The sequence below is a fragment of the Williamsia sp. SKLECPSW1 genome (assembly GCF_054332755.1).
Window position 1 is genome coordinate 1,130,304 of record NZ_JBTGLI010000001.1, and the last position, 25,399, is coordinate 1,155,702.

General features: G+C 71.2%; 18 protein-coding genes. 9 read left to right on the forward strand and 9 right to left on the reverse strand.

Going from position 1 to position 25,399, the window contains the following annotated elements; genetic code table 11:
• The first annotated feature begins 35 nt into the window (after positions 1–35).
• The 6 genes from ACXVUM_RS05115 to ACXVUM_RS05140 are packed head-to-tail and all read left to right on the forward strand — an operon-like array spanning position 36 to position 4,608.
• Entirely contained in the window at positions 36–611 is a 576-nt protein-coding gene (locus tag ACXVUM_RS05115; protein WP_458520760.1) for a MaoC family dehydratase, read from the forward strand.
• Positions 608–1,120 carry a hypothetical protein gene (locus ACXVUM_RS05120; protein ID WP_458520761.1) on the forward strand — a complete coding sequence of 171 codons (513 nt, stop codon included), beginning with the start codon at positions 608–610 and terminating at the stop codon, positions 1,118–1,120. The genes ACXVUM_RS05115 and ACXVUM_RS05120 overlap by 4 nt, the downstream gene beginning before the upstream one ends.
• A complete protein-coding gene (locus ACXVUM_RS05125; protein ID WP_458520762.1) occupies positions 1,117–2,262 on the forward strand; it encodes an acyl-CoA dehydrogenase family protein in 1,146 nt (381 codons plus the stop codon). The genes ACXVUM_RS05120 and ACXVUM_RS05125 overlap by 4 nt, the downstream gene beginning before the upstream one ends.
• 17 nt (positions 2,263–2,279) lie before the next feature.
• Positions 2,280–3,473: a thiolase family protein gene (locus ACXVUM_RS05130; RefSeq protein ID WP_458520763.1), complete on the forward strand. Its 1,194-nt coding sequence runs from the start codon at positions 2,280–2,282 to the stop codon at positions 3,471–3,473.
• Complete coding sequence (locus ACXVUM_RS05135; RefSeq protein WP_458520764.1) at positions 3,473–3,874, forward strand: Zn-ribbon domain-containing OB-fold protein; 402 nt, start codon at positions 3,473–3,475, stop codon at positions 3,872–3,874. The genes ACXVUM_RS05130 and ACXVUM_RS05135 overlap by 1 nt, the downstream gene beginning before the upstream one ends.
• Before the next feature lie 38 nt (positions 3,875–3,912).
• Complete coding sequence (locus tag ACXVUM_RS05140; protein WP_458520765.1) at positions 3,913–4,608, forward strand: nitroreductase; 696 nt, start codon at positions 3,913–3,915, stop codon at positions 4,606–4,608.
• Positions 4,609–4,953: 345 nt separating this feature from the next.
• On the opposite strand, the gene ACXVUM_RS05145 is transcribed toward ACXVUM_RS05140, so the two are convergent.
• Positions 4,954–5,550, reverse strand: a complete 597-nt coding sequence (locus tag ACXVUM_RS05145) for an ArsR/SmtB family transcription factor (protein ID WP_458520766.1) — start codon at positions 5,548–5,550, stop codon at positions 4,954–4,956.
• Positions 5,551–5,679: 129 nt separating this feature from the next.
• Between ACXVUM_RS05145 and ACXVUM_RS05150 the strand changes: the two genes are divergently transcribed.
• A complete protein-coding gene (locus ACXVUM_RS05150; protein ID WP_458520767.1) occupies positions 5,680–6,642 on the forward strand; it encodes a hypothetical protein in 963 nt (320 codons plus the stop codon).
• Positions 6,643–6,831: 189 nt separating this feature from the next.
• Here the strand turns inward: ACXVUM_RS05150 and ACXVUM_RS05155 are convergent, their stop codons facing one another.
• From ACXVUM_RS05155 to ACXVUM_RS05165, 3 genes are all read right to left on the reverse strand, one after another.
• Positions 6,832–8,304, reverse strand: a complete 1,473-nt coding sequence (locus ACXVUM_RS05155) for a dynamin family protein (protein WP_458520768.1) — start codon at positions 8,302–8,304, stop codon at positions 6,832–6,834.
• A complete protein-coding gene (locus ACXVUM_RS05160; protein ID WP_458520769.1) occupies positions 8,292–10,229 on the reverse strand; it encodes a dynamin family protein in 1,938 nt (645 codons plus the stop codon). Before ACXVUM_RS05160 ends, ACXVUM_RS05155 begins: the two co-directional genes overlap by 13 nt.
• A gap of 291 nt (positions 10,230–10,520) precedes the next feature.
• Complete coding sequence (locus tag ACXVUM_RS05165; RefSeq protein WP_458520770.1) at positions 10,521–15,029, reverse strand: IniB N-terminal domain-containing protein; 4,509 nt, start codon at positions 15,027–15,029, stop codon at positions 10,521–10,523.
• A gap of 311 nt (positions 15,030–15,340) precedes the next feature.
• Between ACXVUM_RS05165 and ACXVUM_RS05170 the strand changes: the two genes are divergently transcribed.
• Together ACXVUM_RS05170 and ACXVUM_RS05175 are read left to right on the forward strand one after the other, a co-directional pair.
• Complete coding sequence (locus tag ACXVUM_RS05170) at positions 15,341–17,212, forward strand: Hsp70 family protein (RefSeq protein WP_458520771.1); 1,872 nt, start codon at positions 15,341–15,343, stop codon at positions 17,210–17,212.
• A gap of 38 nt (positions 17,213–17,250) precedes the next feature.
• Positions 17,251–19,686: a LuxR C-terminal-related transcriptional regulator gene (locus tag ACXVUM_RS05175; protein ID WP_458520772.1), complete on the forward strand. Its 2,436-nt coding sequence runs from the start codon at positions 17,251–17,253 to the stop codon at positions 19,684–19,686.
• Here ACXVUM_RS05175 and ACXVUM_RS05180 read toward each other — a convergent pair.
• The 5 genes from ACXVUM_RS05180 to dnaK form a co-directional block, all read right to left on the reverse strand.
• Positions 19,665–20,921, reverse strand: coding sequence for a hypothetical protein (locus ACXVUM_RS05180; RefSeq protein ID WP_458520773.1), 1,257 nt, complete (start codon positions 20,919–20,921; stop codon positions 19,665–19,667). The genes ACXVUM_RS05175 and ACXVUM_RS05180 overlap by 22 nt on opposite strands.
• Before the next feature lie 117 nt (positions 20,922–21,038).
• On the reverse strand, positions 21,039–21,452 hold the full coding sequence (locus ACXVUM_RS05185; RefSeq protein ID WP_458520774.1) for a heat shock protein transcriptional repressor HspR: 414 nt from the start codon (positions 21,450–21,452) through the stop codon (positions 21,039–21,041).
• Positions 21,452–22,633, reverse strand: coding sequence for a molecular chaperone DnaJ (dnaJ, locus tag ACXVUM_RS05190; protein ID WP_458520775.1), 1,182 nt, complete (start codon positions 22,631–22,633; stop codon positions 21,452–21,454). The genes ACXVUM_RS05185 and dnaJ overlap by 1 nt, the downstream gene beginning before the upstream one ends.
• 119 nt (positions 22,634–22,752) lie before the next feature.
• Positions 22,753–23,388 carry a nucleotide exchange factor GrpE gene (gene grpE / locus ACXVUM_RS05195; RefSeq protein ID WP_458520776.1) on the reverse strand — a complete coding sequence of 212 codons (636 nt, stop codon included), beginning with the start codon at positions 23,386–23,388 and terminating at the stop codon, positions 22,753–22,755.
• Positions 23,385–25,235 (reverse strand): molecular chaperone DnaK, encoded by a 1,851-nt coding sequence (gene dnaK / locus ACXVUM_RS05200; protein WP_458520777.1) that lies wholly within the window; start codon positions 25,233–25,235, stop codon positions 23,385–23,387. The genes grpE and dnaK overlap by 4 nt, the downstream gene beginning before the upstream one ends.
• Between the last annotated feature and the right edge of the window lie 164 nt (positions 25,236–25,399).

Consider the following 25,399-nt stretch of genomic DNA (forward strand, 5'->3'; position numbering starts at 1 on the left):
GACAATCTAGTGTGCGACGACGCAGACTCGTCGTCATGACCACCGCCGAGCCTCCGTCATCCACGACGGCACACACCGGCACCCGGGGTGTCCACACTTCCGCCCATCCTGCGATCGGCACCTATCAGGAGGCGTTGACACATCTCGGTCGCCGGAGCGAGATCCACACCGGGGAGGTGCCCGTCGAGCGGGGCGCGATCGCGATGTACTGCGCGATGATCGGGGACCCGAACCCCGCGTACTGGGACACCGACGTCGCACAGGCGAGCTTCGGCGGGCCGGTGGCTCCGCCTGCGCTGATCCAGGGGACCGTGCAGCCGCTGCCGTGGCGACCGGACGGCGGCGCCGTACAGGCCCTCGCGGTGTTCGCGGTCCCGCTGCCGGGAAAGACGCTCATCAACGTCAGCACCGACGCGGTCCACCACCGTCCCTTCTTCGCCGGCGAGACCATCAGCTATCACGACGAGGTGGTCGACATCTCGCCGGAGCGGACGACGCGTCTGGGCACGGGCCATTTCATCACCACGGTCTTCCACTACTGCGCGGGCGACGGATCTGCGATCGCTGACATCACCAACGTCATGTTCCGGTTCGGCGAGGCGGGCCGATGAGCACGGCCGGCGTCGACCATCCGGACGCAACCCTCAGTTGGGACACACTCGAGGCCGACGCGACGCTGCCGCAGCTGTCTCTGGCGGTCTCGGAACTGACGGTCATCCTCGTGCCGGTGTCGACCTGGGACCTCTTCCCCGGCCACCACTCGGTGGATTACGCCCGAGCGCAGGGCCAGGAGAACATCTATCTCAACACCATCGCCCTGCAGGGACTCGTCGACCGCACCGTCACCGATCATCTGGGCGCACAGACATGGATCCGTCGGCGAAAGATCACGATGGTCGGGTCGGTCTATCCCGGCGACGAGATCCGCGCCGCCGCAGAGATCCTCGCGGTGCGGCGACCCACCTCTGGCGTGGAACTCGACGCACGTGTCGAACTACGCACGGCGCGAGGGCTCGTGGTCACCGCCGAGCTGACCGCACAGCGATACGACCTGCACCGACACACAGACCCGGCGCGATCCCGACAGCACGACGCCGCCACCACAGTGAGGACATCATGAGCGAGAATCTCGAGGCCATCCGTCAGATCTGCACCGACATCGCCAAGCGTGTCGACCGCGCGTACATGGCGGAGCAGGGACGCAAACGCGAGCCGGCGACGAAGCTCATGGACCTGTGGGCCGAGACCGGACTGCTCGGCATCGCCCTACCCGAGGAGTTCGGCGGCATCGGGGGCGACATGACCGACCTCGCCAGTGCCATCGACTGGCTCGGACAGGACGGCCTGTTCCTGGGCAACGTCGTCCCCAACTTCATGTGCCGGATCCCGCTCGTCAAGTACGGCACCGACGTACAGAAGAAGAGTCTGCTCCCGGGGACGGCGACCGGCGAAGTGCTCTTCTCGTTCGCCATCACCGAACCCGACGCCGGCACCAACACGTTCAAGATCCGCACCACGGCCATCGAGCAGGAGGACGGCACCTATCTCCTCAACGGGACCAAGCACTACATCACGGGATTCGCCGACTCCACCGACTGCCTCGTGGTCGCGAGGACGCAACCCTATGACCCCGACAACCGCACCAAGGGCATCTCCCTGTTCTTGATCGACCCGCACGCGCAGGGGGTCTCGGCGACACAGATGGACATCGGGATCCATCTCGCCGAACGCAACTACGTCGTCTCCTTCGACGACGTACGCCTGTCGGCCGACAGCATGCTGGGAACCGACGGTCGCGGCCTGGCGGTGATGTTCGACTGCCTCAACCCCGAACGCATGATGGTCACCGCCGCGAACGTCGGACAGGCCGAGTACGTGCTCAACCGGGCGGTGGAGTACGCGAACACCCGCGCCCCGTTCGACACCCCCATCGGGGCGTACCAGTCGGTGCAACACCCCTTGGCCATCGCGAAGGTGAACATCGAGGCCGCACGGGCGTTGCTCTACAAGGCCACCGCCCACTTCGACGACGGCGGCGAGGCCGGACTCGACGCGAACATGGCCAAGTACCTCTCGAGCATCGCCTACAGCCAGGCGACCAACGCCGCGGCAGCGGTGTTCGGCGGCGGCTTCGCCGACATGGGTCAGGACATCATCCCGTTCTTCCTGCAGGCCAAGCTGAACGAGGTGGCACCTGTGAACAACAACATCGTGCTCAGCCACATCGCGCAGAACGCACTGAACCTCCCGAAGTCCTACTGAGACCGAGGCAGACGCACATGGCGACCCGTGACCGTTCCCCGCTCCCGAACGCGCCTGCGATCGCGGCAGCGGTCGAGCTACCGCCCGGTCGTCGGCCCGATCTCAGCACGCACCAGCTCTACCGGGCAGCGACATCCGCTCTTCTCGAGCAGGTCGGTGCGTCAGCCTCCCGGATAGACGGGCTGCTCACCCCGCCGCGTGACATGGGAGGCCCGCACCCGGACACCTTCTTCCACGAGAAGCTGTCCGAAGAGCTCGGGATCACCGCGCGGTACGCGATGATGGTCAACGCGGGCGGGGCCTCCTACGGATACATGGTCCAACAAGCATCGTTGGCCGTCGCGGCAGGTATGGCCGAGGCCGTGATCTGTGTCGGTGCAGGCAAGTTCGAGAAGATGGCGCCCGACGTGGCGGCACAGATGGTGCGCAACGCCTGTCACGAGGACTTCGAATTCCTCTACGGCGCCGTCATCCCTGCGCTGTACGCCCAGTACGCAACCCGGTACATGCACGAGACGGGAACGACACCGGACGATCTCGCCGCGGTGTCGGTCTCCGCGCGACAGTGGGCTCTTCGCAACCCGGCGGCGATCACACACGCCAAGGGACCGATCACCGTCGAGGACGTCCTGGCCTCACGCATGATCGCCAGTCCGTTCCACTATCTCGACTGCTCCATCCCGTGCGACGGCGGGGGCGCCGTTCTCGTGACCTCCGGCGCTCTCGCCCGCGAGATCACCGATCAGCCGGCCTACGTGTTGGGTTTCGGACAGCATCACGGGCACGGCTACGTCAGCCAGAGTCCCGGCATGGCGATCACCGGGGTGGCCGAGTCCGGCCGAGCGGCATTCGCGATGGCCGGCATCACTCACGGCGACATCGACCATGCGCAGCTCTACGACGCCTTCTCCTTCGCCCCCATCGTGCAGCTCGAACACCTCGGCTTCACCGACCCAGGTGAGGGCGGCCGGTGGTTCACCTCGGAGAAGACCTCCCCCGGTGGCGAATTCCCGGTGAACACCTACGGGGGCCTCATCGGCTACGGACACACCGGCGACGCGTCGGGGATGTCGATGATCGTCGAGGGGGCCGCCCAGGTGATGGGCGACTGTGGTGAGCGGCAGGTCGCCGCCGACACCGTTCTGATCCACAGCTACGGCGGGATGATGGCCGAGCACTGCACCCTCATCCTGGGACGACAGGACGCCTGATGACGATCAACCAGCCTCAACGGCCCGCCCCCCGGGTCGACCCGTTCGCTGTCCCCTACTGGGAGGCGTTGCGTCGCGGTGAGTTCGTGCTGCCGCGTGATGTGACGACCGGTGAGTTCCTGTCTCCCACACGAGCCGTACCCGGTGTCGAGGTGGAGTGGGTGCCGGCCGCACGCGGCGGTCACATCGTGTCCTACTCCTGGGTGTACCTGCAGCCGATGGACGGCTACGCAACGCAACTGCCGTATGTGTTGGCGACCGTGCGTCTCGACGACGGCCCGCAGATGATGTGCAACATCATCGACCCGGTCCCGGAGAAGGTGACCATCGACCGGCGGGTGGAGCTCGTCCTCGAGGCCCGGGCGAACGGTGTCGTCGTGCCCCAGTTCCGGGTGGCATGACCAGAGCAGGCTGACGACATGACGACAAGGGGACACCGATGACGTACGACGACACCCACTCAGCCGCGGTGCTGGAGGACCTCCTCGGCTCCCGGTACAGCTGCCGGGCGTACAGGCCCGAACCGGTCCCGCACGAGACGATCCAGCGAATCCTCACCACGGCACAGCGGTCGGCATCGTGGTGCAACACCCAACCGTGGGAGGTGATCGTCACCGAGGGCGCCGGGACCGAACGATTCCGTGCGGCGCTGTCCGACCACGCTGCGCGTCACGGCAACGACATGCACCCCGACATCCCGATGCCCAGTGCCTACACCGGGGTGCATCTGGAGCGACGACGCGCGGCCGGGTGGCAGCTGTACTCCGCGCTGGGCATCGAGCGAGGCGACCGCGACGCGTCAGCCCGCCAGGCAGCACAGAACTTCCGGCTCTTCGGCGCCCCGCATTGCGCAATCGTCACCGTCGACGCCGAACAGGGAACCTACGGCGCACTCGACACCGGTCTCTATGTCGCGGCCTTCCTCCTGTCCGCGCAGAGTCTCGGGGTCGCGGCAATCCCGCAAGCAGCCCTGGCCACCTACTCCCCGTTCGTCCGTGACCACTTCGCAATCCCCGCCGACCGTGCGGTCCTGCTGGGCATCTCCTTCGGCTGGGCCGACCACGACCACCCGGCGAACTCCTACCGCACCGAGCGCGCCGACACGGCCTCAGTCGTCCACTGGGCAGACTCGTAGACCACCACGTCCGAGCCTGACAGGCAGAATCCATTGGGCCGACCGGCATGGGGCAGCCGACTCCGACGACAGCGATTCGAGAGGTGAACTCGACGCTGCGCGAGACGATCGGCGCCTCAGCGATGAGCTACGCCACGCGTCGTGGCCTCGAGTGCGCGCACGGCGTCGACCAACTCGTCACACAGCCGTAGGACGCGGCGACGGTCTCGGTCGATCTCCGTGCGAGCCAATGCAGTTCGCAACCGGCCGACGTGTTCCAGATGTCGATCGCGCTCGAAGTTGTGGATGGTCAACCAGGCGTGCGGATCAGGGTGCACGATGATCCTTTCTGGGGAAGTACCGGGTCTAGGGAACCACCGGGAAGCCGTGGAGCAGGACCATCGCCGTCTTGCGGTCATCGTCATCGTCTCGAGGAGCCGTGCCGTCGGGCTTCGTGCGGTATCTGGCGACGACGCTGTCGATCTCGACGAACAGTGCTCGCATCTCCGCAGGCGTGAGACGGAGTGCGAAGTCGGCGGAGAACGCTGCCGCGGACCAGTCGTCCCCCCACGTCGTCGCTGTCGACTCGAACTCGACGAGACGCGACCAGTGATGGTCGAGCATCGCCCGCTTCGCCGACACGGCGACCTGTGCGGCTTCAGGGTCCCCGGCGAAGTCCTCGGGGAACCACTCCCACCCGTGATCGACTGACCGCCACCAGTGTTGACGCTTGTCGCCGGTCGGGTTCTCGGCCTCGACGACGAACCCGTGCTTGGCGAGCTGCCCGAGGTGATAGCTGACCGACCCCGGCGACTCGTCGACCAGATCGCCCAGCCCGGACACCGTCATGGGCCCGTGTGCGCGCAGAGCGTGGAGGAGCCGGATCCGGAGCGGGTGACTGATCGCCTTCAGCGTCGCGGGGCTGGTGATCCGCGAGACCTCGGACCTCGGAGTGGGCGGCATGAGTACACCGTATTCGCACAAGACACATTGTGCAATGTTTGTTGTGGAACTGGTGACCCATCCGCTCGGCGTCACATCACGATTCGCTGGAATGGCCCAGCGATCGCACATCTTCGTTAATGTTCCGACATGTCCGTTTCGGAGGCCTGGACCGACCTCCTCGCCCTGCTTCATGAGGAGGCGCCGCGGACCGCGGCGTCGCTTCTGCCACCTCCCCCGCCTGACACGGTCGCCTCGGCCGAGGCGTCGACGGGGCTGGACTGGCCGCGCGAGCTGATCGAGTACTTCTCGCTGCACGATGGCTGCGACGAGGGCGCGGATCTCCCGGGACAGGTACTGCCCGCTCAGGACCTGTTCGGCGTCGAGGCCGCACTCGTCGAGCGCGCGATGATGATCGAGGTCTGGCAGGGCCTGGCCGATGCCGATCCCGTCCTCTACGCGGGAGGTTATGACGCGCTGCCGGTCGAGTATCCCGAGGCCGGCCAGTCGGCCTTGGCCTTCCTTCCCCAGTACATCCCGGTGAGCGGAAGCGACGGCTACCTCTACTTCTGCGACCTCCGTCCCGGACCGCGACACGGGTGCATCCGCAGCTACGACAAGTACGAAGCGGACGACGGCGAACCCACCTGGGAGTCGATCACCGCCATGCTGGTCGACCTGAGACAGCGCATCGAGAACAGGACCAGCGTCGACGGTTGGGAGCCGCGCGTCGTCGACGGCCGCATCGACTGGCTACCTGAGGGCACCCACGACGCCGCACCGCCACCTACGCCACTCGAACCGGTGGTGATCCACACCGGTTACGACTCCCCGGAGGTCTCACTCTCCGACCACGAACCGGACGACCCCGGCGCCGACACCCACTCCATGTCGCGAGCCGTGATGGACTCTGCTGCAGCGACGTACGGTGCCGAGCGCGTCACGGATGCACAGACCATCATCCCGTGGATACCCGACGCTCCCGGCTTCGTCGCCGGCTGCGTGGCAACAGTGGACGGCGCCCCCATCTACTTCGCCGCCGTCGTCACCGACACCCCTGGCGAGTTCCTGGTGTACGAAGTGCCTCCGCAGGGACTTCGCTTCGAACGGTGAACCGCCTGATGAACTCCGCGATTCACCATCTCGCCCCTGTCGTCGCCCGGCGACGTCACCGGCCGGCCGTGTCATCCCGACGGCAGCATGGTGCGACGAAACTCTGCACCCACCAGGTCGGCGTGGACGATACGTCCATGCCGGGCGGCTGACTGCAGAGTTTCGTCGGCGTCGGAGGTCTGTCCGGACCTAGCGCGCCAGACCGGCGAGAACACCCTCGGCGCTGCGGGCTGCAGCCTCGCAGGCGAGTGCCGTCGGCCGGTCGAGGAGCGGGTGTCGCGCACGGGCGCGCCACATCCGGACCGCCTCGAGTGCGGCCGCGCGGACGGCGTCCTCGTCGCTCTCGGCGGCGAGCCCGAGGCGGATGGCCGGATCGGTGCCCATTCCGCCGACGATCTGCGTGAGGTCTCCGAGGTGCTCCTCGGGGAGATGGATACGACCCGACCGCAGTCGGCCGAGGAGACGAAGCTCGGCGAAACCGTGGACGTCGGCCAGCATCCGCGCCGCGTCGTGTCGGAGATCGTCGGCTCCGGAGGCGCGACTGTCGGACAGGATCCGCCCGACCGCGACGAGAGCGGAATGGCTCTTCAACTGCTCGGCGCGCTGCCCGAACTGCACGTCGATCACAGACCGCAACTCGTCGAGGCCACTGCGATCGATGAGTTCTGCTGCCAGCGTGGGGGAATCAGGTGTTCCGAGTCGGATCAGGGTGACCGCCAGACGAATCCCGAACATGCCGAACCGATCGAGCAGTCCAGACCGCTCGGCCGGCGAGATCGGTAGCTGCGTCGTCGCCGAGGCGAAGCGGTCGACGGAGAGCATCGCCAGATCGAGGTCCTCGGGCGCGACGCCGGCCAGTGCGACCAGGGCCCGGTACTCCACCTCGCGCATGGTGCGGGCCGCGAGGGCGACGAGCCCGGCGACGGGGACGACGGCCTGACACAGCCCGGTCCGTTCCAGTTCCCCGGCGAAGCGGGCCGCCACGTCGCGCGCGGACATCATCGCGTCCATCCGGCCGGCACCGATCTCGTCGGCGCGGGACACCACCCCGACCACACCGAGGGGTCCCGACTCGCGGCCGATGGACTCGTTGATGCGTGACAGCATCGAGGTGTCGGCAGCGGACAGCGTGCGCAGCAGGTACACGACCGCATCAGCACCGGACTCCGCGTCCTCGGGGGTCAGCATGTCGACGGTCTGCGCCGACACCTCCCGCGACAGCGACGCGGTGCCGGGGGTGTCGATGATCGTCGTGGTGCGCAGCGCCGACGCCGGCCAGGTGACGTCGAGACGGGACACCCGATCGGATGTGAGCGTGCCGAAGTCGAAGGTCAGACGTCCACCGGGACGAAGAACCGGGATGGACGTCGAGCGGTTCTCGTCGTAGGTGGCGGTCACCGACGGGGTGGGGCCCTGCCGGTACCAGGTGACCACGCGGGTGCACTCCGTCGCGTCGGTCGGGGCGATGTCCTGCCCGACGATCGCGTTGAGCAGCGTCGACTTCCCCGCCTTCAACGATCCCGCGAGGGCGATGCGCAGCGGCTCGTCGAGGCGCCGGGAACACTCCAGCAACCGGCCGTAGGTGGTCGGGTCGTCGGCGTGCGCCTGCAGTGCCGCATCGATCAGCGTCCGCGCGCGGTCGAGCGTCCTCACGCCTGCCATGGTGACGGATCGGCGCCGTGCCGACCCGACCGGCCCGTCGCGGGTGTCGCGGCGGACGGGGTGGGCGTCGCCTGCGCGACCGCCGGGCGGACCGGTCCGGCGGCCAGCTCGAGGCGATCGGAGACGGTGCGCAGCGCGGCGACCGCCCGCAGCTGCTGTTCGAGTTCGGTGGTGCGGGCCGCACGCAGCGAGTGCTCCGACGTCGCGGCCTCCTGGGCGGCTCGCAGCGACTCCGACACCGACCGGGCTGCCTGGTCGGCGACGTCGACGAAGTGATCACGCAGTGCCCGCTGCACATGCCGCAGTCGGTCGCGCGACTCCTTGCCCACCTGGAAGCTGACGTCGTCGGTGAACGCGTGGATGGCCTGTTTGGCCTTGATCCGGCGCTGGTCGACGCGGGCGCCCTTGTCGTCGCGGTACGCCTTCGACCCGAGCAGCACACCCGCGCCGACGGAGATCGGGTTGATCAACGCCAACCCCATCAGGGTGGTGATGAGACCGAACATGAGGACACCGCCGTAGGACCCGCGCAGACCGATGAGCGCCTTCTGTCCGATGCCGAGACGACCGGATTCGAGGTCGGCCAGTTCGGTGACCGGGTCGAAGACGCCGTCGATGTCGGCGATGTCGAGATCGGGCAGGTGGGTCTTCGCCGTCTCCGCGAAGTGGTCGGCGACGCGGCCGGCCAACCAGATGGCCTGCTCGTGCGCCCACACGAAGTTGTCGCCGACGGCGGTCGCGATCTGGTCGGCCAACCACTCCGAGAGCTGCGGCCAGTCCTTGCCGGGGTCGCCCTCGTCGACGGCCTTCTCGGCCTCGCGGGTGACCGCGCGCAGGCGGTCCCGCAGATCGTGGTCCACGTCGCCGGCGAGGTCGGCGATGCCGTCGGACAGGGTCTGCTGCCAGCGTGAGGACTTCTGCTGCATCTCCTCGGCCGCGGTCTGCGCCCGGCGCAGACCCTCCAGCGCAACCGCGGCCGTCTCGGGGTCGCGCAGCGCCGCGAGTTCGCTGCCCAGGGTGAGCGCGAGGTGTTCGGACACCGACCGCAGGTCGAGTGCGACGGATGCGCGGGTGGTCTGCTCGGCGTGCGCGACGACGCGATCGCGCAGGAACGCGTAGAGGTCGGTGAACCCCGACTCGGCCATCAGGCCGGCGTCGTTGCGACGGATGGCGTGGCTGCGCAGCAGGGAGCTGATCGGCAGCAACGGCACGTCGATGCCCTCGCGCTGCAGGTGGGCGCGGTCGGCGTCGACGATGCGGCGCCAGTGGGGATAGAGATCCGTCTTCGACACCAGGCACGCCACCGTCGGGCACAACGACGTGACCTGCTTGAGGAACTGCACCTCCGGTTCGGTGAACTCCTGGCTCGCGTCGGACACCATCAGCACCGCGTCGGCGGACGGGATGAGACCCAGGGTCGACGCCGCGTGCGGGTTGCCGTGCCCGCCGACCCCGGGTGTGTCGACGAGGACGAGACCGTCGGCGAGCAGCGGGTTGGGCGCCGACACCTCGAGACGCACCACGGGACGCCCCTCCGCGTACGGGGTGTCGGGGGTGATGCCGCGGATGGCGTCGACCGGGATCTCGACGCGGACGGGTTCACCGCCGGGCTCGTCGAGGACGAGGTGCGCCGACGCCGTCGTCGCGTGCTGCACGAGGGTGGGCACGGCGGTGGTCTCGTCGTCGCCGACCGAGCAGACCTCCATGTCGAGGAGGGAGTTCACGAACTGGCTCTTGCCCTGCTTGAGCTGACCGACCACGACGATCCGCAGACGCGGGTCGATGATGCGTGTACGGGCACCGTCGAGACGGGCGACGAGATCCTCGCGATCGAGACCGGCGGCGACGGTGGACATCTGCCGCAAAAGTTCTTCCAGCTGGCGGCTCGACGACTGGTCGGCCGCCTGCATCTGCTGACCCGGCATCTGCCCCGATGTGGCGGCACCCCCGGCCGTGGGGGTCGGTGGGGCGGACGATCCGTGGGGCGGAGGCGTGGGCTGCATGGTGGGCGCGGCGGGGTCCTGTCTCGAGTCGGCGCGATGCTCCGACGACGTCGGGTGGCGGCTGGGGCGGCACCGGAACCACACCGGCCCCGCACGCTCAGCGTACGGGGCCGATGCCGTCACAGGGCCTCGAGACGGCAGTTCGGGGCAACCGTCTCTTCGGCCGTGACCGGCTCTGTGGCGCCGGGCCCGGGAAGGGGCCCGGCGGCGGGATCAGCCGTGGCCGATGTCGGTGTGGTGCGTGCCGGCCGACGGGTCGGTGTGGCCACCGCCCAGATCGGACAGACCGCCCGTGAGGTCGCCCAGGCCACCCTGCAGACCGCTCGTCAGCCCGTTGTGCAGGCCGCTCGAGAGGTCCGAGTGGTCCGTCGTGCTGCCGAAGGTGCTGTCGGGGTTCAGTCCCGACCATCCCGATCCGGTGGAGTGCGACGCGGACGTGTCCGGGAAGGCCGTGCTGTGCTGCGCGACCGACGGGTCCGACGCGCTGGCCGACGGGCCGACCAGGTGCGGGCCGGAGCCGGACGGACCGATCAGGTCCGGACCGGATCCCGAGGGACCGATGATGTTCGGGCCCGATCCCGACGGGCCGACGATGTGCGGCCCGGATCCCGAGGGACCGACGATGTCGGGTCCGCTGCCGGACGGTCCGATGATGTTCGGGCCGTTCACGATGGGTCCGACGAGGTCGGGGCCGTGGAAGATCGGGCCGACGACGTCGGGGCCGTTGAACACCGGACCGACGATGTCCGGGCCGTTGAACACCGGACCGACGATGTCGGGACCGTTGAAGACGGGGCCCACGATGTCGGGACCGTGGAAGATCGGGCCGACGATGTCCGGGCCGTTCAGCACCGGGCCGATGATGTTCGGGCCGTTGATGATCGGACCGACGATGTCGGGACCCGACGGCAACTCCGGCGACAGGCCGCCGATCAGACCGCCCAGTGCGCCACCGAGGTCGGGGACACCCGGGGTGGGGAGGGTCGGGGCCGGCAGGTCGGGCAGGCCGATCCCGGGCAGACCGCCACCGGGCAGCGAGCCGAGGTCCGGGAGTCCGACGTTCGGCAGGCCGCCGAGATCGGGCAGGCCGAGCACCGGGGCACCGGAGATCGCACCGGAGAGGGCGCCGGAGAGCTGCGCGCCGAGCTGTCCGTTCAGGGCGAGCGCGTTGGTCACCGAGCCTGCCAGCGCGGCGCCGAGACCGGCACCTGCACCGAGCTGCGAGATGAGCTGGGCACCGCCGTCGGCCGCGATCGCACCGCCGAGCACCGCACCCAGGCCGGCACCGACGGCGCCCGCCAGGGGGCCGCCCGCCGAGAGCGCGGTGGACAGGGCTCCACCGAGGTCGGCCGTGCCGCCGATCGCGCCGGGGTCGAGCGCCAGTGCACCACCGAGAGCGGTGCCGAGCTGCGCGGTCAGCGCGGGGTCGACGTCCAGCGCACCGGTCAGTCCGGAGGCGATGGCACCGCCGACCGCCAGCGGGTCGAGTGCACCGCCGACACCGAGCGCGCCACCGAGGTCGAGCCCACCGGAGGCGACACCACCGAGGGCGGCACCGAGTTGTCCGGCGACGTCTCCACCGGCCGCGAGCGACGAGCCGAGCGCGGCCGCGAGCGTGGTCTGCAGACCGGCGCCGGCGCCGAGGACACCGCCGAGGGCGGCCCCGAAGTCGGCGGCACCGAGACCACCGGCGGCGAGGGCACCGGTCAGGGCGGCCCCGATGTCCGGGACGCCGAGAGCGCCACCGAGCCCGAGGCCGGCGCCCAGGTCGCCGGCGAGACCGAGGGCCCCGTCGAGTCCCAGTCCGCCACCGAGTCCGGCTGCGGCTCCGAGGACACCGGTGAGCGCGGTGGAGAGGTCGGCACCGCCGGCGAGCACGCCCGCCAGCTGGGTGCCGAGTGACCCGGACAGTGCCGTGCCGAGAACTGTCCCGAGGGACGCGCCGACACCGGCGGCGAGAGAGCCGCCCGCACCGAGGGCGCCCGAGAGGACGGCCGTGAGGTCGCTGCTCGCCGACAGCAGGGTCGTGGGGTCCAGACTGCCGGCGAGCAGCGAGTTCAGTGAGGCGCCGAGGGCGCCGATCGCGGTGCCGTCGACGCCGAGCACGGCGCCGAGGCCGGTGGCGAGCGTGCCACCGAGATTCGCGGTGAGGGACGGGTCGATGACGACCGTGCTGCCGAGTCCGGCGGCGACGCCGAGGACCGGCGCGATCGCGGCACCGAGGCCCGCGGCGAGCGATCCGCCGCCCGCGAGCGTCGCGCCGAGCGCGGTGGACAGCTGGCCGGCGAGACCACCGTTCAGCAGGGCACCGAGGTCGGCGCCGAGCACACCACCCGCGCCGAGCGCCGCGGTGAGGGCGCCGCCGAGATCGGCGGCCAGGCCGGTGGCGGCACCCAGTCCGAGCGCACCGTCGAACACGGTCGAGAGCGCGGCCTGCAGCCCCAGCCCGCCGGAGAGCAGTCCGGCGAGCTGAGCGCCCAGTGCGCCGTTCAGGGCGGCCCCCAATGCCGTCCCGAGCGAGGCGCCGAGACCGGCGGCCACCGTGCCGCCCGCACCCAGCGTCGCGGCCAGGACCGCGCCGAGATCGGCCGACCCCGCGAGGACGCCCGCGAGATCGAGGCCGCCACCGAGTGCGGTGTCCAGCGCCGCGCCGAGCTGACCGACGATCGAGCCGTCCAGTCCGAGTGCGCCACCGAGAGCGGCGGCGAGGCTCCCGCCCAGTCCCAGGGCGAGCGACGGGTCGAGGATGGCGGTCAGTCCGCCGCCGACGCCGACGAGCGCGGTCAACGTCCCGCCGAGCGCGGCACCGAGGTCGGCACCGATGACACCGCCGGCGGCGAGGACACCACCGAGCGCGGTGGACAGCTGAGCCGAGAGCGTCGAGTCGAGGACCGCAGAGATCGTGGCCGGCAGGACACCACCGGCGGAGAGCACCGCGGCGAGCGAACCGCCCAGCTGAGCGGAGAGGTCGCCGGTGACGGTGCCGAGCAGCGCGGCGCCCGCACCGAGATCCAACGCGCCCCCGAGCACGGTGCCGAGGGCGGCACCCAGACCGGCGCCACCGGCGAGCAGACCGGCGAGCTGCGCCCCGAGTGCGCCGGTGAGGCCGATGCCTCCGCCGAGCGCGACGCCGAGGACGCTGCCGAGAGCGAGGCCGAGGTTGCCCGCGACGGCACCGCCGGCCGCGAGGACACCCGAGAGTGCGGTGCCGAGGGCCAGGCCGAGATCGCCGCCGCCGGCGAGGACGGCAGCGAGATCGATCCCGCCGGCCGCCGAGAGCGCGGCGTCCAGGGCACCGGCGAGAGCGGCGGTGACGCCGCCGCCGAGTCCGAGTGCACCGGTGAGGGCGGCCGAGAGCGCACCGCCCGCCCCGAGCACACCGGCGAGGTCGAGCGCGCCACCGAGCCCGGCGACGGCACCGAGCGTGGCGCCGAGGGCCAGACCGAGGTCGGCGCCCAGGGCCCCGCCGGCGGTCAGCACACCGCCGAGGGCGGTCTGGAGGGTGGCGGTCAGGTCGCCGGCGAGCCCGGCGATGACGGAGGCGTCGAGCAACCCGGTCAGCGTCCCGGCGAGGCCGCCGGTCACACCGAGCGCCGCACCGAGCGCCGTCGAGAGGTTGGCGACCACACCGGCGGTCAGGTCGGCGCCGAGGCCCAGTGCCCCGCCGAGGACCGTCGACAGCGACCCGGCGACACCGAGACCCCCGGCGAGTGCGGCGGCCAGGTCCGCGGTGAGCGCGCCACCCGTCGCGAGGACCCCGCCGAGGGCGACACCCAGGGCGGCGCCCGCGTTCGCGGCGAGCGAGCCACCGACGGCGAGTGCGCCACCGAGGGCGGCGCCGACGGTCGCGGCACCGCTCGCGGCGATCACCGCTCCGATGCCACCGGCCGCGTCGACCGCGGCGTTGATGGTCCCGGCGAGCTGGGCACCGAGGCCCGCGGCGAGACCGAGGCCGCCGGTGAAGACGCCGGCGACCGTCGCCCCGAGGTTCAGGAGGCCGTCGACGCCGAGGACGGCCGCGATGTTCCCGCCGAGTGCGACGACCGCGTCGACGAAAGCACCGAACGCCGCGCCGAGCCCGAGGGCGATGTCGCCACCGAGCTGGACCGCGCCGGCGAGAGCGGCGGCGAGGACCGCGGAGAGCTGCGCCCCCAGCGCCAGGTCGCCGAGACCGACGCCGATGTTGCCCAGGCCGAGGCCGACGAGGTTGGAGAGGTTGAGGTCGCCGAGGTCGCCGAGGGCGATGCCACCGAGCGTGAGGCCGCCCAGGCCGAGACCGATGTTGCCGAGCGTCAGCGACGGGAACGCGATGCCGCTGAGGTCGATGCCCCCGAGCCCGCCCAGGTTGATGCCCCCGAAGCCACCGAGGTTGATGCCCCCGAGGCTGAAGCCGCCGAGGCTGATCCCGCCGAGCCCGCCGACGGCGACACCGCCCAGGCCACCGACGCCGATGCCACCGATGCCACCCGCGCCGCCGCCGATGCCACCGAGACCGCCCGCCGCGGGGATCGCCCCGGCGTTGACGATCTGCGGGAGCCGCGAGCCGCCCGGGAACAGGCCGGACTCGGCGACCAACGGCGCCGCCGCCGCGATGTCGGCGTGGCACAGGTTGCTCAGGCCGGCGTCGTTCAACGCGCACTGCGGGTCCGCCATGTAAGCGGCGGCCGCCTTGTCGTCGCGGAGCAGGTTCAGGATGAAATCGAGAACGGCGTTCGTGGGCATCGGGACTCCTCAAGTGTTCGGGCCCGCTCCCCGCAGGGGGGAGGCAGGGAGCGGGCTCCGTGGGGCTGACACCGGGTGCCGGGGGGTGCACCGCTGGTGTCGAGATGAACGCTAGGTCCGGCGGGGTGTCCGGGTGAACGGGGACGATCCCCCTTCTCCGGGAATGGGGGGCATTAGGGGATCCCCGGGGGTCGTTAGGGGATCGGGGGATCCCCCCGCCTTTCCGCGTCACATCGGTGACGTGCGGTAACGAACGGGTGTTTGATGACGACAACGCCATGGACACCATCCGCAATGAGGAGCGACGCCCCATGCCCACCGCACTCGGGATCACCGTCGGGACCACCACGTCGGTCGCCGTCAGCACCACCCCGTCGGGCACCTACGACGCCCTGGTCCGCCGGACCGCGCTCGAGGTCGCTCCCGGCCGAGAGCCGGCCCTCGCCACCAGCGGGTCGGCCGAGGCCGGCTCCTCGCTGTCCGGGTTCACCGCCCGCGTCGGCGACCCGGTGGCCCTCGTCGCCGACGACGGCCGCCAGTTCACCGGCGAGGACCTCTACGCCATCGCCCTGGCCGGTGTGGTCGCGGAGACCGGCGTCGATCCGGACACCGTCGTCGTCGCCTGCCCCAACGGATGGCAGGCCTACACCGTCGACGCCCTCCGGGCCGCGGCGGACGCGCACGGGCTGACCGACCTCACCCTCGTCCCCGAGGCGATCGCCGCGGTCGCGGCCGCAGAGGCCACGCGGGGCGAGCCGTTCCACGCCCCCGCCCCCGCACACGGCGCGCATGCCGCCGCGACGTCCGAGGAGTCGTCGTCGGGCTCCGGTCTCGTCGCCGTCTACGACCTGGGCGGCTCGTCACTCGACATCACCCTGGTCCGGACGGGCGAGGCGTCGCAGATCCTCGGCCGCCCCCAGCACACCGACGACATCAGCGGCGCGGCGTTCGACCAGCTGCTCCTCGCACACGTGGTGGAGTCGGTCGACGCCGCCGACTCGATGGATCCCTTCGATCCCGGCACGGTGACCGCCCTCGAGCAGTTGCGCGAGCGGTGCGCCCGGGCCAAGGAGGCCTTGTCCTCCGAGACGGACACCGTCGTCAGCGTCGACCTGCCCGGAGTCCACACCGACATCCGTCTGGTCCGCGACGAGGTCGAAGACCTGCTGCGGGAACCGATCCTCACCTCGCTCACGCTGCTGCGCGAGACCGTCGCGGCGAGCGACCACAGCCTGCGCGACCTCTCCGCCGTCGTGCTGACCGGTGGTGGCGCGTCGATCCCGCTGGTGAGCGAGGTGCTCTCCGGCGCGCTGCGCGTCCCGGTGATCGCCGACGCCGACCCGGTCACCACCTCGGCGTTCGGCGCCGCGGTGCTGGCCTCGGAGATCGCATCGGCCTCGGCCGCGCTCGACGCCATGCCCGCCAACGCCGCCGCCTCCGCCGCCGAGCTCGCCGCGGCCCGCTCGGCGCGCGTCTCCCCGGCGCCGCGCACGACGGTCGTCGAGAAGACCACGATGGGTCGGACGAAGCGGCTGGCCATCATCGGCGGTGCCGCCGTCGCGATCGCGGTGCTCACCGCGGGCGGCCTGTCACTGGGCACCGCGCTCACCCAGGAGCCCGCACGCTCGACGACCACACCCACCACGACGTCGACCGCACCGTCCGCCTCGACCGGCGCACCTGCCGCATCCGCGACGAACCCGACCGGATCGCAGGGTTCGACGGGGTCCGGCGCGGGTCAGCGCTCGCCGCAACAGCAGTCGGGCGGGACGAACCCCGGCACACCGGGCTCCGCGGGGACCTCCGGCGGCGGCGCGCAGTCGGGCGGATCCGGCGGGACGCAGTCGGGTTCGGGCGGCGGTACGTCGTCCGGCAGTCAGACCTCCTCCGGCGGGGGTTCGTCCTCCGGCGGCGGGACGCAGTCGGGCGGGGGCACCTCCTCGGGCGGCGGCAGCACGGGTGGCGGCACGTCGTCCGGTGGCGGCACGTCGTCGGGTGGTTCGGGCGGCGGCTACACACCGCCGGAGACCGGCGGCCGTCCGACCCTGCCCAGCCTGCCCACCTACACCTACACACCGCCGAATCTCGGTGGCGTGACCAATGTGCCGGGCGCGATCGTGGGCGGTGCCCGTGACACGGTCGGCGGACTCGGGAACGCGGTCGGCGGGTTGCTCGGACAGTGACCGCCGGTCTGCGTCCGTCCGGGCCTGATCTCTCCGGCATGCCCGACGCACGGTCGTTGGTGGTCGACGCGACCGCGTCGGCGGATCATCCGTGCGCCTACGGCGTCGTCGGGGTGGCCGGATCGGGGACGTCCACGGTCCTCACCGCGGTCGCCGCCGCCGCGGCCGGCGACGACCCCGCCCGGATCGTCCGCGGGCTCCCGGTGGATCCCGACCCCGGACGCGTCGTGGTGGTCGACGACGTCCACACCCTCGACGACGACGCGTTGGCACACCTCGCCACACTCCTGTCGCGCCAGGACATCTCGGTCGTCGTCGGCGGCCGGTCGCTCGACCACCGACGCGCTCTGCACGACACCCTCGCCGCGGTCTCCGCACGGGGACGCGTGGTCTTCCTGGCACCGCTCACCGTCGCCGGGGTGGTCGAACGGTCCCGCCGTCGCCTCCTCACCGCCGCGGCGGCCGCCGTCGTCCGCGCGTCGGGGGGAAACCGTGCGGCCGTCGACGCCGGGCTGGCTGCACTGTCCACCCATCCCGAGGAGACAGACCAGCGGGTCCTCGCCGACCTGGCGACCGCGGCCGTCGCCGCGCGCCACCACCAGGCCCTGCGTCGCCTGGACCGTCTGGTGCTGCGGACCCTCGCGATCGCCGGCGCGGGCGCGACCCTCGATCCCGACACTGTGTCCGCGGTGTGCGAGGTCGACGACGCGCGCGCACGCGCGCTCATCGACGAGGCCCGTGCGTCGGGGTTCCTGGGCGACTCCGACGGGTTCCTCGCCGCCGCGGTCTCCCCCCTCTCGGCGGTGGTCGGCGCACACCAGATCACCGCGGTCCGCGAGGCGGTCGTCCGGATCCGGCTGGCGCACAACACTCTCACCGTCGACGGCGCGATCGCGGCCGCGCAGTCCGGCATCGCCGATCCCGGTCTGGCCACACTCCTCGTCGACGCCGCGCGCGACGCGACCGGGCATCGTCGTATGACCGTGTGGTCGGCAGCGCGCGCCGCAGGTGCCGATCACGCGGTGGTGGACCCCGAACTCGCCCGCGCCGCCCTCGAGACCGGCGACCTCACCGTCGCGACCCGGGTCGCCGACGACTCCCTCGCCTCCACCGACGACGACGTCGTCGCGCTCGGTGTGCGTGTCGGAGCGGCGGTCGCGGCGCGTCGCGGAACGTACTCCCGTGCGGCACAGCTCTTCCGCTGGCTCGGCGCCGACCGCGCCGGGACCCAGGCCGCCGCGGGTGTCGTCGCACTGCTCGGTGCCGGGGACCGAGCCGCCGCCACGGACTTCGCCACCGTCGCGCGCTCGGCGCCACCCACCACCGACAACGCGGCCGACGCCCTGCTCGCCGAGGGGGTTCTCGAGTCGCTGGACTCCCCCGCAGCGGCGGCGGTCGGGTCGGTGTTGCGGTCGATGTCGCTGCGCACCGACGTCGGGATCCCGGTGGAGGACGCCGCCGACCTGGCGGTGCTGCTGCACCTGCACAGTGGGGATCTCGGCGGTGCGCGCGCCGTGGTCGACCGCGCCGGCATCGACCAGCCGACCCCGTCGGTCCGCCTGCGCCTGCTCGAGGCGTGGATCGCGCTCGCGGCGGGCGATCTGACCGAGACCGCGGAGATCGTCGGGGGCGTCGCGCCGCTGCATCATCGCGATCTGCTCCTCGCCCATGCCCTCAGCGCTGCTGTCGCCCGTCGGCGCGGTGATCCCGGCACCCTCGGTGCGGCCTGGCGTGCCGCGCAGACGACGGTCGCCGAGGCCGAGGTCGACCTCTTCTCGCTGCTGCCGTTGGGTGAGTTGTGGCTGGCCGCGGTGCGACTCGGGGACACCGGGCGCATCGGGCATCTCGTCGAGGGCGCCGGCCGCCTGCTCGCCGATCTCGGCGACCCACCGGTGTGGGCGACGACCTGGCACTGGTACGGCGTGCAGGCCGCGATCCTCTCCGACCAACCCGCGGCTCTGGTCCCCCATGCGCGGGCACTCGGGGCCGCAGCCGACTCCACCCCGTACGCGGCTGCCCTCGCTCGCGCCGGACGCGTCTGGCTGCGCGTGTTGCAGGGGGACGAGGTGGCCGACGCGCCCCTGTCGGAGTCCGACATCCACCGCGCCGCCACGGAACTACAGGCGTGGGGACATGCGTTCGACGGGGCCCGGTTGGCCGCGGAGGGTGCGATGCGCATCGGCGACACCCGGGCCGCGACCGCACTGCTGCAGACCGCACGCACCATCGGGACGGCAGGGCCGGCGGGCGACGCCACGCAGGGCGGCGCGTCGGCGTTGTCGGAGCGGGAGGCCGAGGTCGCCGAGCGTCTCGTCCTCGGCGAGACCTACCGGGAGATCGGTGCAGCGCTGTACATCTCGGCGAAGACGGTCGAGCACCACGTCGCGCGGATCCGTCGACGCCTCGGCGCCCAGTCGCGGTCGGAACTGTTGTCGGTGCTGCGCGCGGCGGGTTACGGCTCGTCGACGGACTGAGATCCGGACGCCGGGCTCACCCGATCGTGTGACCGCACGCTGAACCCGGCGCTGGTGTCGCTGTCGTCCTTCGCGTGCCTGCCGGCCGTCGTGCCCGAGGTCGTCGTCCCAGCGGTCGTCGTCCCAGCGGTCGTCGTCCCCGGGCTCGTCGTCCCGACCGCGACCGCGACCGGGTCGGTGGAGGCGGGAGGTGACGAGATCGGCTGTGTCGCCGCCGGAGTCGTCGTCGGGAACGAGCGCTCGGTGGATCGATGCGACGCCACCGCGGTGGGCGTGATCGTCGCGTCGGGGAGTGTCGGCGCGGCATCCGCCGGAGCGGGCTCCTTCGCCAGAGCTGTTCGGGCAGACACCGTCACCGCGGGCGCGGACACGGCAGGCGACGACACGGCACGCGAGGACACCGTGGTCGGGACCGCGGTCGGGATGGTGACCGGGCCACCCGGGATCACGTCGGACCCGAATGTCACCCCGGAAGGCCCGCCCACCGACACGCGCACCAGGTCGCGGGTGAACTCGGGGACGGGGACCACGCCGATGGTGGTGACGCGGAACGACGTCGGGTCCACCAGTGCGTAGGTCCACACCGGTGATCCGGCGGTGTTCTCCGCCGTGAACACCACGAGGACCGAGGTGCACGACCCGACCCCGTCGGCCGAGGCCGAGGCGTAGAGCGCGACACATCGGACGGCTCTGGCTCCCAGAGCATCGAGCGCGGTGGCCGATCCGCCGACGGCGACGGCGGTCGCGGTACCGGAACCGCTGAGCGCCACCGACACACCCGACACCGCCGTGGCGTGGGCAGACCCCCGGAGAAACGCGCCGGCGACGGCGCCCGACAGCGGGGTGACGGCGTTCGCGTCCGCGGATCCACCCGGGATCCCCAGCAGCCCGGCGGAACCCGTCTGCACGCCGACAGCGAGTCCCGTTCCGTGGATGCGCGCCGTGCCGTCTCCGAGGATGACCGCGGCGGTGCTGGTGGGCTGCACACCGATCGACCCGAGTAGCGACACGATCTGCGGCGCGGCCGCGGCGAGAGCATCGGCGACCAGGGGCGTGTCCGCGTCGCGGCAGTCGACCGAGGCGGTCACCGTCCCACTGCCCGCGGTGCAGTGGGCGAGCACGGTGTAGGGGGCCGCCGCGGCGACCGGAACGGCGGGGATCGCCGCGACGAGCGCCGCCGACGTCACCCCGACGGCGACCGCCGCCCCACCTGCAGCACGCCCGACGACCGTCATCCCGCACCCCCGACCCGGTGGTCGCCGTGACCACCGCGCGGAAAGATATCAGCCGGTCGTGCGCGGGATCACCACAATGGTGCTGCGCGTGGCGAATTCGCGATCGTTGACTGCAGGCTACGGGTCCGCGCGCTTGCGGCGGGGCTGCCACACGACCAGTGCGCTGGTCCGGGGCACCGGCACCAGCTCACCGCTGTGTCGGCGACGGGTGTCGGCACGCGCGGCGGCGAGCTCGGCCTCGAGCTCGCGGACGCGCGCGGACAGCGCGTCGACGTGGTTGGTCAGGTCGATGATGCGTTTGATGCCCTCGAGGTTGACGCCCTCGTCCTGCGAGAGACGTTGCACCTCGCGGAGCAGTTCGACGTCGCGCTGCGAGTAGCGACGGCCTCCGCCTGCAGCCCGTTGTGGACGGACCAGCCCGAGCCGGTCGTAGGTCCGCAGCGTCTGGGCGTGCATGCCGGCCAGCTCGGCCGCCACCGAGATCATGAACGTCGCGCCGTCCGGCGGGGTGTCACGACGGTTGCCGGGCATCACTGGTCACCCCATCCCTCGCGGGGGCGGAACCCGTCCGCACGTTCGGCGTCGGCGTACTCACGGAGCTTCGCGAGCGCGTCGGGTCCCAACGAACTCGGCACGGCCACCTTGACGGTGACGAGGAGGTCACCGGCGCCACCCGATCGCTTGGGCACACCGCGGCCGCGGACCCGCAACGTCCGCCCGTCGGCGGTGTTCGGTGGGATCTTGAGACCGACGGTGCCGTCCAGCGTGGGCACCGAGACCGTCGCGCCGAGCATGATCTCGCCGAAACTGACGGGCAGCTCGACCTTCAGGTCGTTGCCGGACCTCGTGAACACCTTGTCCTGACCGACGTGCACGGTGACGTAGAGGTCACCCGACGGCGCGCCGCGCAGGCCGGCCTCACCCTGGCCGGCCAGCCGGATGCGTTGCCCGTCCTCCACACCGACCGGGATCCGCACGTTGATGGTGCGGGTGCGGACGGTCACGCCGTTGCCGGCGCAGTCGGGGCAGGCCTCGTCGATCTTCGAGCCGGTCCCCTGGCAGTCCGAACAGGGTTCGCTGAACCCGAAATGGCCCTGGTTGCGACTCACCACGCCGGCGCCGTTGCACGTCGGGCAGACCCGCGGACTGGTGCCGGGCTTGGCGCCGCTGCCGTGGCAGGTGGTGCACGGTGACGGGGACGTCAGCGACAACGACACCGTGGTGCCGCGTGCGGCGTCGCGGAATCCGAGCGTCGTCTCCGCCTCGAGGTCGTTGCCGCGCTTCGGGCGCGACGACGTGCGGGGCGCGCGGTTGAACAGGCCGCCGAAGAGGTCTCCGATGTCCGCGCCACCGGCACCACCGCCGCCGCCGAAGAGGTCGCTGACGTCGAACCCGCCACCGCCGAAATCGGTCGTGCGGGTGTAGCCGCCGGGGAAACCGTTCGCTCCGCCGTTTCCGCGGAACGCGCCGCCCGCGAACGCCTGCCGGGTCTCGTCGTACTCCTTGCGCTTCGCCGGGTCGCCGAGGACGCTGTGCGCCTCCGAGACGCGCTTGAACCGTGCCTCGGCAGCTGCGTCACCCGGGTTGGCGTCGGGGTGGAGCTCACGCGCGAGTTTGCGGTAGGCCTTCTTGATCTCGTCCGCCGAGGCGTCCGAAGCGACGCCCAGATCCTTGTAGAAGTCCTGTTCCAACCATTCCCGTTGGGGGGCCATCGGGCGTCACCTCCTGTCTGTGTTCATCGATGTCTGTGGTTGTCGACGGGGACGACCCCGTGCCGGTCTCCGCAAGTGTCGCAGGCGGAGAGCCGTCACGGGGTCGACGCCGTCTCGTGTCAGGACGCGTCGGCGCCCGAGTCGGTGACGGTGACCATGGCGGTCCGCAGCAGTCGCTCGCCGAGGCGGTAGCCCTGGCGGTACACCTGCCCGATGACCGGCTCGGCCCCGTCGCCGTCGTGCTGGACGGCCTCGTGCAGCGCCGGGTCGAACGCATCCCCCTCGGCGCCGAAGGCCGTGAGGCCCTGGCTCGTCAGGGTGTCGGCGATCTTGTCGGCCACGCCCTTGAGCGGACCGGAGTCGAGATCGCCGTGCGCACGCGCGCGGTCGAGGTCGTCGAGGACGGGCAGCAGCGCGTTCATCAACGTCGCCTTGCCCGACTCGACGGCGCCCTGCCGCTCACGCTCGGCACGACGCCGGTAGTTGGCGTACTCGGCCTGCAGTCGCTGCAGGTCGGCCAACAACTCGGCCTCCTTCTCCGACTGCGCGGCAGCGGGATCCGCCTCCTCGACGGCCGGGCCGTCCGGGTCGACGGTCACGTCACCGTCAGCGGTGTCGGTCTCCTGTCCCGGGTCGGCCTGAGCGTCACCGGTGTCGGACCCGTCGGCCCGCACCTCCCCCGTCTCGGGGTCGATGCGGCGCCGATCGGTCACGGTCACCGGCTCCTCGGGCGTGCCCGGTTCCTGTGCCGTCACTTCTTCTCACCGGAGTCGTCGGCCTCGTCGACGACCTCCGCGTCGACGACGTCGTCGGCACCGCCGGCGCTCGGGCCGTCCTGCGCCGCACCGGCATCCGCCGAGGCGTTGGCGTAGATGGCCTGCCCCAGGGCCTGCGACTCGGTCGACAGCTTCTCGACCGCCGACTTGATGGCGGCGAGGTCGGTGCCCTTGAGCGCCTCGTTCGCCTCGGAGATGGCGGACTCCACCTTCTCCTTCGCCTCCGCCGGGACCTTGTCCTCGTTCTCCTTGAGGAACTTCTCCGTCTGGTTGACCAGCGACTCCGCCTGGTTGCGGGTCTCGGCCTCCTCACGGCGCTTGCGGTCCTCGTCGGCGTGGGCCTCGGCGTCCTTGACCATCCGGTCGATCTCGTCCTTGCTCAGGCCGGAACCGTCCTGGATGCGGATGGTGTTCTCCTTGCCGGTGCCCTTGTCCTTCGCGGTGACGTGCACGATGCCGTTGGCGTCGATGTCGAACGTCACCTCGATCTGCGGGACACCCTGCGGCGCAGGGGCGATGCCGGCCAGCTCGAACGAACCGAGCAGCTTGTTGTGCGAGGCGATCTCGCGCTCACCCTGATAGACCTGGATCTGCACCGACGGCTGGTTGTCCTCGGCCGTGGTGTAGGTCTCGCTGCGCTTGGTCGGGATCGTGGTGTTGCGCTCGATCAGCTTGTGCATCACGCCGCCCTTGGTCTCGATGCCCAGGCTCAGCGGGGTCACGTCGAGCAGGAGCACGTCCTTGACCTCGCCGCGCAGCACACCGGCCTGCAGGGCCGCGCCGACGGCGACGACCTCGTCCGGGTTCACGCCCTTGTTGGGCTCGCGACCACCGGTCAGCTCCTTCACCAGGTCGGAGACGGCCGGCATGCGGGTCGAGCCACCGACGAGGACCACGTGGTCGATGTCGCCGACGGAGATGCCGGCGTCCTTGATGACCGCCTGGAACGGCGCACGGGTGCGCTCGAGCAGATCCGACGTGATCTTCTGGAACTCGCTGCGCGAGAGCTGCTCGTCGAGGAAGAGCGGGTTCTTCTCCGCGTCGACGGTGATGTACGGCAGGTTGATCGAGGTGCTCTGTCCGCTGGACAGCTCGATCTTCGCCTTCTCCGCGGCCTCCCGCAGACGCTGCAGCGCCATCTTGTCCTTGGTCAGGTCGATGCCGTTCTGCGCCTTGAACTTCTCGACGAGCCAGTCGACGATCCGCTGGTCCCAGTCGTCACCACCGAGGTTGTTGTCACCGGAGGTCGCGCGGACCTCGACGACACCGTCGCCGATCTCGAGGAGGGACACGTCGAACGTGCCGCCACCGAGGTCGAAGACGAGGATGGTCTGTTCCTTCTCGCCCTTGTCGAGCCCGTAGGCCAGCGCGGCCGCGGTCGGCTCGTTGACGATGCGCAGCACGTCCAGACCCGCGATCTGGCCGGCCTCCTTGGTCGCCTGACGCTGCGAGTCGTTGAAGTACGCGGGGACCGTGATGACCGCCTCGGTCACCTCGTCACCCAGGTACGCCTCCGCGTCGCGCTTCAGCTTCATCAGCGTGCGCGCACTGATCTCCTGCGGGGTGTACTTCTTGTCGTCGATCGAGGTGGTCCAGTCGCTCTCGCCCATGTGGCGCTTGACGGACCGGATGGTGCGGTCGACGTTGGTGACCGCCTGGTTCTTCGCCGGCTGCCCGACGAGAACCTCGCCGTTGCGGGCGAACGCCACCACCGACGGGGTGGTCCGCGAACCCTCGGCGTTGGCGATCACCGTGGGGTCGCCGCCCTCGAGCACGGACACCACCGAGTTCGTGGTGCCGAGGTCGATACCGACAGCACGTGCCATTCCTGTTGCCTCCTGTGTTGCGTGTCGCCGAGTCAGTCCTCGACGACCCTGTGTGCGATGGTCGTGTGAACCTCAGCGTGGACGACTCAAGTAATACTCGCGACCGGATCGGCCGTCAAACCACTTGAGTCGATCTCACTCAGGTTTCAGAGGGTCCAACGGGC